The sequence below is a fragment of the Fibrobacter sp. UBA3629 genome (assembly GCF_002374005.1).
In the GTDB taxonomy this organism is placed as follows: Bacteria; Fibrobacterota; Fibrobacteria; order Fibrobacterales; family Fibrobacteraceae; genus Fibrobacter.
The window spans coordinates 15327-26180 of sequence record NZ_DFLC01000024.1 but is presented as its reverse complement, the minus strand read 5'-3'; the positions used below and the strand labels follow the sequence as shown (position 1 = coordinate 26180).

10 protein-coding genes and 1 tRNA gene are annotated in these 10854 nt (G+C 56.9%); 2 read left to right on the top strand and 9 right to left on the bottom strand.

The window, feature by feature from the left end:
- The first annotated feature begins 51 nt into the window (after nucleotides 1–51).
- The gene (locus B2310_RS08285; protein WP_290730408.1) at nucleotides 52–447 is read left to right on the top strand and encodes an ABC transporter C-terminal domain-containing protein; all 396 of its coding nucleotides are present in this window, start codon (nucleotides 52–54) and stop codon (nucleotides 445–447) included.
- A gap of 8 nt (nucleotides 448–455) precedes the next feature.
- Here B2310_RS08285 and B2310_RS08280 read toward each other — a convergent pair whose 3' ends face one another.
- From B2310_RS08280 to B2310_RS08245, 8 genes are all read right to left on the bottom strand, one after another.
- Complete coding sequence (locus B2310_RS08280; protein ID WP_290730405.1) at nucleotides 456–1262, bottom strand: YggS family pyridoxal phosphate-dependent enzyme; 807 nt, start codon at nucleotides 1260–1262, stop codon at nucleotides 456–458.
- Nucleotides 1263–1304: 42 nt separating this feature from the next.
- Nucleotides 1305–1745, bottom strand: a complete 441-nt coding sequence (locus B2310_RS08275; protein WP_097035945.1) for a hypothetical protein — start codon at nucleotides 1743–1745, stop codon at nucleotides 1305–1307.
- Between the two features lie 111 nt (nucleotides 1746–1856).
- Nucleotides 1857–4193: an endopeptidase La gene (gene lon, locus B2310_RS08270; protein WP_290730400.1), complete on the bottom strand. Its 2337-nt coding sequence runs from the start codon at nucleotides 4191–4193 to the stop codon at nucleotides 1857–1859.
- A 4-nt stretch (nucleotides 4194–4197) separates the two neighbouring features.
- Complete coding sequence (gene clpX / locus B2310_RS08265; RefSeq protein ID WP_173366178.1) at nucleotides 4198–5493, bottom strand: ATP-dependent Clp protease ATP-binding subunit ClpX; 1296 nt, start codon at nucleotides 5491–5493, stop codon at nucleotides 4198–4200.
- On the bottom strand, nucleotides 5493–6083 hold the full coding sequence (locus tag B2310_RS08260) for an ATP-dependent Clp protease proteolytic subunit (RefSeq protein WP_173366177.1): 591 nt from the start codon (nucleotides 6081–6083) through the stop codon (nucleotides 5493–5495). The genes clpX and B2310_RS08260 overlap by 1 nt, the downstream gene beginning before the upstream one ends.
- A gap of 13 nt (nucleotides 6084–6096) precedes the next feature.
- On the bottom strand, nucleotides 6097–7356 hold the full coding sequence (tig, locus tag B2310_RS08255) for a trigger factor (protein ID WP_173366176.1): 1260 nt from the start codon (nucleotides 7354–7356) through the stop codon (nucleotides 6097–6099).
- Between the two features lie 38 nt (nucleotides 7357–7394).
- Nucleotides 7395–7474, bottom strand: a tRNA-Leu gene (locus tag B2310_RS08250).
- 90 nt (nucleotides 7475–7564) lie between these two features.
- The gene (locus tag B2310_RS08245) at nucleotides 7565–8254 is read right to left on the bottom strand and encodes a class I SAM-dependent methyltransferase (RefSeq protein ID WP_173382640.1); all 690 of its coding nucleotides are present in this window, start codon (nucleotides 8252–8254) and stop codon (nucleotides 7565–7567) included.
- 70 nt (nucleotides 8255–8324) lie between these two features.
- Between B2310_RS08245 and B2310_RS08240 the strand changes: the two genes are divergently transcribed.
- On the top strand, nucleotides 8325–9560 hold the full coding sequence (locus tag B2310_RS08240) for an oligosaccharide flippase family protein (protein WP_290730397.1): 1236 nt from the start codon (nucleotides 8325–8327) through the stop codon (nucleotides 9558–9560).
- On the opposite strand, the gene B2310_RS08235 is transcribed toward B2310_RS08240, so the two are convergent.
- Complete coding sequence (locus tag B2310_RS08235) at nucleotides 9480–10841, bottom strand: O-antigen polymerase (RefSeq protein WP_290722742.1); 1362 nt, start codon at nucleotides 10839–10841, stop codon at nucleotides 9480–9482. The genes B2310_RS08240 and B2310_RS08235 overlap by 81 nt on opposite strands.
- Nucleotides 10842–10854: the final 13 nt, after the last annotated feature.

Below are 10854 nucleotides of genomic sequence, written 5' to 3'. Positions count from 1 at the left end.
CGAAAGCGAAATCGAGTCGCCCTTGTCCTCGTCCCAGTAGGTGTAGTGGTAATGCAGGCCTCCCTGGTAGATTTCCTTGTTCCCGCCGGTGAATCCGCGAACATCAAGGTCTCGAACATCGACGTGAAAACGGACGCACCCTCGGCAGCCCCGCGCGCCAAGGAAGACCGCAAGGCGCGTGCCGACTATATCGCCGAGCGCAGCAAGGTCATAAAGCCCCTCGAAAAGAAACTCGCGAAAATCGAAGAAGATATCGCGAAGGCCGAAGCCCTCGGCGGCGAACTCGAAGCGAAACTCGTGACCGCCTCGGAAAGCGGCGACGGGAACGCCATCACCGCCATCGCCAAGGACATGGACGACAACAAGAAGAAAGTCGACCAGCTATACGAAGACTGGGAAAAGACCAGCGCCGAACTCGAAGCTGCCAAAGACAAATATCCGATATAATCCGAAGTCTACGCCGGGTCGTTCACCGGTTTGGAGTAATCGCGCTCGCCGAAGAGGGCCGTGCCCACGCGAATCATCGTGGAGCCTTCTTCAATCGCGACTTCCAGGTCGCCAGTCATGCCCATCGAAAGCTGATCGAAGTGGGCAAACGCACCGCCACGTGCCAAAAACTTGTCGCGCAATCCGCGTAGGAATGCGAAACATTCGCGGGAATCTTCGGCGACACCCGTGTTCTTCCCGATGGTCATGAGCCCGCGGAAACGCAGGTGCGGGAAGTTTTCGCTCTTGCCGTCGGAAGCGGCGCCCGCCTTTGCGGCAAGGTCGTTCAAGAAAGCCTCGGCCTCGTGCACGTCGAGCCCGCTCTTCGTCTCTTCTTCGCCGGCATTCACCTGGAAAAGAATATCGAGAATCTTGCCCTGCTCGCCACTTCCGCCGTTGCCGGGGAGTGCCGCGCAAACGCGTTCCAGCTTTTCCACCGCCTCGATGCTCGCGATGGAATGGATGCAGTCGGCAACGATGGCCGCCTTCTTTAACTTGTTGCTCTGCACGGGGCCAATCACGTGGCAACGCACGCGGCTCCCGTCCTTCGCCATGCGCGGCGAAGAGAACTTGAGTTCGGCTTCCTGCACGCGGTTCTCGCCGAAGTCGGTAGCGCCCAGGCTGATTGCATTTTCCACGGCTTCGGCCGGGTGGAACTTGCTCACCCAAACGAGCTTAACCGATTCACGGCTGCGGCCCGCAATCTTGCAAGCCTCAGAAATCCTTGCTTCGAGAGCTGCAAGGTGCCCACGCATTTCTTCGAGAGTGAATTCCATTTTACGCCTCTAATTTTCCAACGCTCAAATATATAAAACGAGTTATCGTCTAGCAAGAAAAAGGCCCAGTAAAACAATGAGATAGCAAGCCAAGAAAATAAAGGACGGTAAACCAAGAATCCCCACCATTTCCCATTCCCACTTGATAGACAACCAAATAGCGCAGCCCAATATATACAGCCATCCTGGAATAAACGGAACAAACGAAATCTTGGCAATGGTAAAGAAATCATGCGGCGTGCGCCAAAGTTTTCTATAGACGCACACAAAAGGGGCGCACAAAGCGAATGGAATAAAAGGCCAAAACACTGCAGAAAGAATCCACGCCCGTTTATCCGGACCCGTACCATAATCTACATAAAAACCCAAAGCAATCGCTGCCACAGTTAAAATTGTCGGCAAAAGAAAAAGAACAGTTTCTGCAATCACAAAAAAGAGAACATCTCTTTTTTCAAGCGTATATAGTGGCTTATCTTTCGACATATAATTTGTCCGTCAAATTTCTTTATTCAAAATACAAAAAATCCCCGGAGCGCACCGGGGACAATAAATGTACCTATCGCGCTTCGCGCTCCAGGGTGACACTCAGGCTACCTACTTCTTCGCCTTCTTCTGCACGAACAGAATCTTCACGATTTCATCGATGTGCTTGTGCGTGTAGATCTTGAGGCCCTTCTTCGCGGGTGCCGGGAGTTCGTCAACGTCCTTCTTGTTCTGGGCAGGCAGGCGAAGCGTCTTCACGCCGGCCTGGAGCGCGGCAAGCGCCTTCTCGTTGAGCCCGCCAATCGCAAGGCATGCGCCCGTGAGGCTCACCTCGCCGGTAAACGCGACGTCAGGCGGTACGGGAATCCTGGTAAACGCAGAGAGCAGGCACAGCGTGAGGGCGATACCCGCGGAGGGCCCGTCCTTCGGCACGGCGCCTTCGGGCACGTGGATGTGGATGTCCGTCTTCTTGACAATCGCCGGGTCGATGCCGAATCGGTGCAGACGTTCGCGCACCAGGCTCACTGCAATCTGGGCGGATTCCTTCATCACGTCGCCGAGCTTTCCCGTCATGATAATCTGGCCCTTGCCGCTCAGGAGCATGCATTCGATGGGGAGAATCTCACCGCCCACGCTCGTCCAGGCAAGGCCTGTAACCACGCCGGGGCGGCCCGGTTCGGGCAGCTGACTGTCGAGGAATCTCGGGGCGCCAAGGTATTCCTGCAACTGCTTCTCGGTAACGGCGGGCTTGATTTTCTTGCCCATCACGATTTCTTTCGCACGGTGGCGCACCGCACTCTCGAGGGTGCGTTCCAGTTCGCGCACGCCCGCCTCGCGGGTCCAGCCGCGCATCACCTGGTTGATAATAGCATCGTCAAACGAAACCTGTTCGCCGAGTTTTACGCCGGTGCGTTCGCAAATGCGCGGCACCAGGTACTTGCTTGCAATCTGCAACTTCTCGTGCGGGTAATAGCCGGGCAGGCGCACGATTTCGAGCCTGTCGCGCAGCGCCTCGGGGATTTCGCCTTCGCTGTTCGCCGTCGCGATAAACAGCACGCGGCTCAGATCGAGGCCCACTTCCATGAAGTGGTCGGTAAAGTCGTGGTTCTGTTCCGGGTCAAGCACCTCGAGCATCGCGCTCGCAGGGTCACCGCGGAAGTCGCTCGCCATCTTGTCAATTTCGTCGAGCAGAATAATCGGGTTCATGCACTTGGCACGGCGCAGCGCCTGGATAAAGCGGCCGGGCATCGCCCCGATGTAGGTGCGGCGGTGGCCGCGGATTTCGGCCTCGTCACGCACGCCGCCAAGCGTAATGCGGACAAAGTTACGCTGCATGGCGTTCGCAATCGATTCCACGAGCGTCGTCTTGCCCACGCCCGGAGGGCCGACGAGGCAGAGAATCGGGGATCGGCGTTCGGTGCCGGTAAGCTTCAGCACCGCGACGTATTCCATGATGCGTTCCTTCACCTTGTCGAGCCCGAAGTGCTTGGAATCGAGTTCGCCCTTCACCTTTTTCATGTTGAGGACGGTGTCGGTGTACACGCCGTAAGGCAGGTTCAAAAACCAGTCGAGGTAGTTGCGGCTCACCGCATATTCCGGCGAGGTCGGCTGCATGAGCTTCATGCGAGAAATCTCGTCCTCGAGCTTTTCCACGATTGCCGGGGTAAAGTTCTTCGCCCTGATTTTCTTCAAGAGCTGTTCGGGTTCCGAGGCCCCTTCGCCATCACCGTCCAGTTCATCCTGCAGCTGGCGGATCTGTTCGGAGATAAACCATTCCTTCTGCTGTTGCGCCATCTTCTGGCGCACGCTCTGCTGCACGCGCACGAGCACGTTCTCGTTGTCCTCGGAAACGTCCATCAGCGCAAGCAGCTTCGCCGACATCTCGTCGAGCGTCGCTATCTCCAGAAAGCTCTGCTTCTCGGCAAGCGACACCTGCAAGAACGGAATCATACCGTAATAGGCGTCCAGCTGGTTTTCCATGCCGAAGAACGCATCGACCATGCCCTCGGCGATATTCCTCTTTGTCGCGTAATCGCGGAAGCGCGTGAGCACCTCGTCGAAGGATTCCGTCTTCGCGTTTTCCTTCAAGGGCTGCCGACGCGGAGAAACCGTCGCATGCAAGAATCCGTCCTGCACCATGATGGAACGCAGGTCGATAATCTGCACGCCTTCGAGCACCGCCTTCACGCAACCGTTCGGGAAAGGCGTCACGCCGTTCACGTTCGCAATCACGCCCACCGAATAGAGGTCGAGCATCGGATTCTGGATTTCTTCAGCCGTCACATCCTTCTGGGCAACGAGGATAATCACATTGTTGTGGTTCTCCGCGAATTCCAAGGCACGGAGCGACATTTCGCGACCCACCAGAATACGGCGGGTCGTATGCGGAAACACCACGGCATCCCGAAGCGGGAGCAACGGATACGTTTTCGAAAAATCAAAATTCATAGCGCTAAGACGCCTTCTTGCGGGTTTTCTTAGCTGCACCGGAAACCGCAACACCAACGGAGCTCAGGCCGCTCTTCACCATCTCGGCAGTCAGCACGAGCTTCTTCACGTCGGAACCGGGCATCGTAAACATAGCCTTCTGCAGCGTCCGCTCCATCACGGAACGGAGCCCGCGGGCCCCCGTCTTGCGCGTCATGGTTTCGTGCACGATTTCCTTGAGCGCCTCGTCGGTAAATTCGAGTTCAATCCCGTCCATGGCGAACAGGCTCTTGAACTGCTTCACAAGCGCGTTCTTCGGCTGCGTGAGAATATTCAGGAGGGCAGCCTCGTCGAGTTCCTCGAGCGCCACAGCAATCGGCAAGCGGCCCACGATTTCGGGAATGAGGCCGAACTTGATAAGGTCATCGGGTTCGAGCTGCTTGAACAGCTCGCTGAGCGTATTGTCCTTCTCGCTACGGATGTCCGCACCGAAACCCATGCCGCCCTTGTTCACGCGCTGGGCGATAATCTTGTCGAGCGTCTCGAAGGCGCCACCGCAAATGAACAGGATGTTTCTCGTGTTCACCTGCACCAGGGCCTGTTCCGGGTGCTTGCGACCGCCCTTCGGCGGCACAGCCGCCACGGTACCTTCCAAAATCTTCAGGAGGCCCTGCTGCACGCCTTCACCGCTCACGTCGCGGGTGATGGAGGGGTTCGCCGTCTTGCGCGCAATCTTGTCGATTTCGTCGATGAAGATAATGCCGCGTTCGGCCTTCGCCACATCGTAATCAGCGGCCTGCAAAAGGCGCACGATGATGTTTTCGACATCCTCGCCCACGTAGCCCGCCTCGGTGAGTACCGTCGCGTCTGCAATGGTAAAGGGGACATCGAGGAAGCGCGCCATCGTCTGCGCCAAAAGCGTCTTGCCCGAACCGGTAGGCCCCACCAGGAGCAGGTTCGACTTTTCGACTTCCACATCATCCTTGGAATCCGCATGGGCCTGCCTGTAGCGCAGGCGCTTGTAATGGTTGTAGACCGCAACGGAAAGGGCCATCTTCGCCTGGTCCTGTCCAATGACGAACTCGTCCAGGTGCGCCTTGATTTCGGTCGGGAGCGGAAGCGGCTTTTGCACGGCAGCCTCGGTAGCCGCCTTCTCCTGCATCGCGCGGGAGCGGTCTTCCTCGATAATCCTGTAGCACATCGTCACGCAGTCGCTGCAGATATGCACGCCCGCGCCCGTAATCATCTTCTCGACGCGTTCTGCGGGCTTGCCACAAAAGCTACACGTCACAGTAGGATGGTTTTTCCCGCTACGATACATTAAATTCCCTCTTTACGCGGAACAAAGATTTCATCGATGACGCCAAAGGCCTTCGCTTCATCGGGGCCCATGTAGAAATCGCGGTCGGTCTTCGCGCGGACCTCGTCTATCGACTTGCCCGTGTGCTTCGCGACGATTTCGGTAAGCGTATCCTTTGTGCGCACGATTTCCTTCGCAGTAATCTGGATGTCAGTCGACTGGCCGGTAGCGGCACCCGACGGCTGGTGCAGCATGATGCGCGAATGCGGGAGCGCATAGCGCTTGCCCTTCGTACCCGCAGCGAGAAGCACGGCAGCCATGGAGGCGCAGCTTCCGATGCAGATGGTAGCGATATTCGGGCGCACGTGCTGCATGGTATCGTAAATGGCAAGCCCTGCCGACACGTAACCACCGGGGCTGTTGATATACAGCGTGATATCCTTCTCCGGGTTCTCGTATTCAAGGAAAATCAACTGGGCCATGACGTTGTTCGCCACTTCGTCGTTGATGGGCGTGCCCAAGAAGATGATGCGTTCCTTGAGGAGGCGCGAGTAGATATCGTAGGCGCGTTCACCGCGTCCGGTGGTCTCGATGACGGTAGGGATGATCATTAACTAACCTCTTTTACTTGGATTCTTCGGCGGCAGGGCGGATACCCACGATGAAGTCCGCTGCCATCTGGACGCGGAGTTCGTCACGCAGCTGGTTGATTCTGCCGCTCTGGCGGAAATGGTTCTTCAGATCTTCGAAGCCGATGTGGTAGGCATTCGCCATCTGCTGCAGGCGTTCGTCCACCTTGGCCTGGCTCGCCTTGAGCTTTTCCTTCGTGGCGACGAAGTCGAGGATGCGGTGCTTCTTGATTTCGCGGATGGCCTCGGGGCCGAGTTCCTTGAGCTGTTCCTCGGTGGGTTCCACGGCGTCCTTCTCGTCCTGCACGTTGCGGTTGAGGCTCCACTTGATGAGGTCGCGTACGCGTGCATTCGGCACCTCGAACGGGTTCGCCTCGATAATCTTGTCGATGGCCTCGTTCACGGCCTTCGTCTTCGCGGCATCCTGCTTCTGGTTGCTGAGGCTTTCGGCGAGGTTGCTCTTGAGCTCTTCCACGTCCTTCACGCCCACCTGCTTGCAGAATTCCTCGTCGAAGGTCGGCGGCACGATTTCGCGCACGTCGGTAATCTCGACGTTGAACTGGGCAGTCTTGCCGCGGTAGCGTTCGTCCTTGTGGTCATCCGGGTACTTGAAGTTGATTTCCTTCTTGTCGCCGGCCTTCACGCCAACGAGGCCCGCATCGAATCCCGGGGAAGCGGATTCGCCGAGGAGGCTGCGGAATTCCTTGTTCTCCGGAAGTTCCTGCTTCTCGCCGTCGATAACGACTTCGATGTAGTTGCCCACCACGACGTCGCCGTTCTTCGCCTCGCGGTCCACGTGTTCGTCCTTGCTCCACATCTGGACAAGGCGGTCGAACTCGGCCTGGACTTCTTCTTCATGCACGGCGGTAGCCGGAACGGTGATACCGGTATCGGCATAGCCCTTGATGTCGATTTCCGGGTCAATTTCGACTTCGACGGTCATCTTGATGCCGGATTCCTTGTCTTCCTTGAACTCGGTCACCTTGAGCTGGCCCACGGGAATGATGTTAGCCTTCTTGAGTTCTTCGCCAATGACCTTGTCGACCGTCTCGTTCACGACTTCGTGACGGATGGCGTCACCGAACTGCTTCAGGACCATGGCCTTCGGAACCATGCCCTGGCGGAAACCCTTGAGGGCGACCTGCTTCTTGTACTGCGCGAGCTTCTTCTCGAAGGGGGCAGCGAGGTCGGATTCGGGAATGGTGACATCGAGGGTGCGCACGGTAGCGCTTGTTTCTTTGATTTCAACGGGCATACAAAACTCCGATATGCTTGTTTTGGTTTGTAAAATTCTGCGAGGGGTGGGAGTCGAACCCACACACCGAAGTACCAGATCCTAAGTCTGGCGCGTCTGCCAATTCCGCCACTCTCGCGTTTCAGCACCCAAAGTTAGAAAAAAAAAGCCAACTAAATTCTCCATTCACTCTATATATCGCCACCAGGGGCGATTTTGTCAACCGGAATCAACCGATTTCTATCACGCCGTAAAAACGCGAAGGAATGGCCTTGGGAACCAGGCCAAGCCTGTTCGCGACCCGCAAGGGGAATCGTACCGCGTAACCCAACGGGCCCTTCAGGTACCGACCGAGCAGGGACAGCGCGAGCGAAGGGAACAAAGGGTCGCCCAGTTCCAGCCGGTAGGGCTTTCCAAAAGAATCCAGCATGGATTTCATTTCTTCGTTGGAAAAATGCCAAAGGTGGTCCGAGACCGCGACATGCGCATACGAAAGCCCAAGACCGAACAGCAGTTCAAAATCATCCGTACACGGGAGCGTAAAAACGACCCGTTTGCGGGCGGCCGCAATCGCAGACCCGAGGAACGCCTTCGGGTCGGGAACATGTTCGAGGACCTCGATCAGCATGACCGTATCCGCGACGCCTTCGCCAACGCTCTCGCCCGGCTGCAAAAGCCGCGTCGAGAGTCCGTTCGCCTCGGCAACCTTCAGGGACTCGGAATTGATGTCGGCAACGACGGTATCGTAGCCCGCCTTGGAGAGTTCCAGGGAATAGGCCCCGCGACCGCCGCCGATGTCGAGGACGGACTTTCCGCGGGTTTCACGGAGCAAAAAATCTACAATCGGCCTGTGGGCTTCACCGGGCAATGCCGGCGGCCCCGGAACGAAAAATGCGCTCTGACCTTGCAGTTTTCCCATAGGTCAAATATATAAAAAAAGCCTGCCGCAGGCCTACTCCGGCAAGTATTTCTTTTTTTATCTTTATCGTGTGCCTCTCGTTCTAAAAAGCATCAAGATTGGCGTGTTCATCGCGTGCGCCAACTTCCTGATTCAGGGAATCTCGTTCCTTGTCCAGAACTTCATCGCACGGAACCTCGGGACATCCGGCTACGGCTTTTTCGGAGTCCTGCAGACGGACTATTCCATCTTCTGCACGATTGCGGATTTCGGCATGGGCACCCTGGTGCTCGCCTTCTTCGGGAACCGGGCCACGAAGGGGAGGCTCTTCCAAAGTATCTTCCAGCTCAGGATCGCCTGTTCCGTCGCGGCCGCGATCGCCATGGTCATTTTCGCCATTACGGTCAGGCGCCACCACCCCATCTTCTACGGCGAACTCATACTGACCCTTGGGCTTGTATTCCAGCACGCCTTCTTCGACTGGTATTTCATCTGCGGCAAGTTCTGGAAAAAGCTGTTCATCTCCAAGCTGCTGCATTCGATTTCGTATTCCGCCGTCATGGGAGTTGCGCTCCTCTACTTCAAGGTTTCACAGATCGAACTCGTCGCGCTTGCCATGGTGCTTGCAGCACTGCCCGCGTTCACCTTCGGCGTCACGCAGGCCCTGAGCAGCAAGCTGCTCAGGCTGACAAGGCGGACCTTCCTCTTCTTCAAGCTGATGTTCAAAGCCGCAGCCCCCTACGCGATCTCGAGTTTCGCCACATGCGCCTACCTGCCCGTCGGCCTCTATGTTGCAGACAAATTCGCATCTGCGGAATTCCTGAGTTCATACAACTTCGGCCACAAGATACTCGTCCTCTGCTCGGGAATCATGGTCCACTTCATTTCGTCGAACCTGGTCGCCCAGCACATGTCCAACGACAAGTTCGTCCATGTCAAGGAAATCGCCATATTCACGGCATTCATCGCCGCCTGTTCCTCGCCGCTGTGGCTGTTCCCCCGCCAGTTCCTGCAGATCCTCTTCTTCGCCGTCCACTGGACTCCCGATTCACTCGAATGCAGCGCGTCGATCCTGAAAATACTTTCCTTCTCGCTCCTTTTCCAGGCAGCGAGACTCTCCATGATATCCACCCTGCTCAAGAACAAGGCGACATGGACCTACGCCATCATCGTGAGTGCGGCAGGGGCAACAAACGTCGTCGCATGCTCGCTCGCGGGAGCGTTCCTCGCGAACCGTTACATCCCGCTATTCGCGCTGACCGGCGACGTCGTCATCACCGTCATTCTCCTGTGCTACTACATCCGCAAGGGAACTCTTCGCTGGTAGCACGCCACGCCCCCTGCTAAGCAGGCACACCAGCGCAAAGAAGAATCCCCAGACCCAGTACATGCTCTGCTTGTATCCCGTCGTGAAGTTCCAGAGGATAATCCACATCATGAACATGCACATGAACAGGACAGGCATGGGAGTCTTGGCCGTAGCCATGTAGCGGTAGTTCCACGAGAAAAAGATCCCGAAGAAGAACGGCAAAAAGAACAGCCCGACCAGGCCGAAATCCTTGTAGGCATCCCACAGGTAGGGAATCGTGTTCAGGCTCTTGATCTTGACCACGCTCTCGTTGAAGGGTGTATCCCAGCCGAAACTCTGCTGCAGGCCGTCCCCTATCTGCAACAGGTGCGTCATGCCGTAGAAGGCGTCGATGCCGTAGGTCCACTCATGTTCCGCGGCATCGACCGGCTTGTTGAACGCATAGTCGAGATTCCAATAGTTGTTCGCCACGTACATGTACGGGAGCAACGCCACCGTCTTTACCATCCCGTTATTCATGAGGTCGTCCGTCGACGAGCCGCCATATTGCCCCTTCAGGGACGCCACGGCCACAAAGAAAACCAGGACGAAGGCGACCGCGACCATGATCAGCTTCCACGAAAACCGCCTGTGCAGATAGTTATACAGCAAGAAGATGAAGCCGATACAGAGCATGTTGATGCCGCGGCTCGGGAATGTCAAGAAACTAAGCACAATCGTGAAAGCCACCATTCCCCTGGACGCATAGCGGACCCACCGCACCGGGTTTATCGACTTGAACGATGCAACACCGAAAAGCCCGACCACCATGGCGCCCGATGTAAAATAGTCCGCGTACTTGAGCGCCGGGCTATCCCCGGAAAGCCAGAACGAAGGGTTGCCCGTCAGGAGCACGAGGTTTCCCGCGACAGAGACAACGCCGGCCACGCCTATGAAGAAATAGGCAAAGGCAAGGAAGCTTAAACAGAAATGCGTGGGCCAGCTATACTTCCCCTGCAGCGACAGCGTCTCGGGCATGCGCGCGCCGCCTTTCGATGTCCACGCCATCTCCGCAAGGACGGCGCCCCCGATAAAGGCAGCCATGCCGCCGCCCCACACGAGCCATGTCGTATACCTGAAATCGGTCATGGCCGGGACAAGCTTGAGGTAGGCGACCCCGAGCATCACCATCTGGACCAGAAAATAGAGAACCGCCGGGCGGAAGTAGTCGCTCCTGCGCGTGGAAAGCACAAGCAGGACAATAGCGGCCAGCGAGAACATCACGCAGGATTCCGGACACACCGCCAAGTTGATATCCATGATGGACCGCCTA

What these genes read in the sequence shown, in the direction of transcription:
- B2310_RS08285 (WP_290730408.1), top strand. Translation starts at nt 52, where the DNA reads ATGCAGGCCTCCCTGGTAGATTTCCTTGTTCCCGCCGGTGAATCCGCG.
- B2310_RS08235 (WP_290722742.1), bottom strand. Translation starts at nt 10,841, where the DNA reads ATGGATATCAACTTGGCGGTGTGTCCGGAATCCTGCGTGATGTTCTCG.
- clpX (WP_173366178.1), bottom strand. Translation starts at nt 5,493, where the DNA reads ATGTATCGTAGCGGGAAAAACCATCCTACTGTGACGTGTAGCTTTTGT.
- B2310_RS08245 (WP_173382640.1), bottom strand. Translation starts at nt 8,254, where the DNA reads ATGGGAAAACTGCAAGGTCAGAGCGCATTTTTCGTTCCGGGGCCGCCG.
- B2310_RS08260 (WP_173366177.1), bottom strand. Translation starts at nt 6,083, where the DNA reads ATGATCATCCCTACCGTCATCGAGACCACCGGACGCGGTGAACGCGCC.
- B2310_RS08275 (WP_097035945.1), bottom strand. Translation starts at nt 1,745, where the DNA reads ATGTCGAAAGATAAGCCACTATATACGCTTGAAAAAAGAGATGTTCTC.
- tig (WP_173366176.1), bottom strand. Translation starts at nt 7,356, where the DNA reads ATGCCCGTTGAAATCAAAGAAACAAGCGCTACCGTGCGCACCCTCGAT.
- lon (WP_290730400.1), bottom strand. Translation starts at nt 4,193, where the DNA reads ATGAATTTTGATTTTTCGAAAACGTATCCGTTGCTCCCGCTTCGGGAT.
- B2310_RS08280 (WP_290730405.1), bottom strand. Translation starts at nt 1,262, where the DNA reads ATGGAATTCACTCTCGAAGAAATGCGTGGGCACCTTGCAGCTCTCGAA.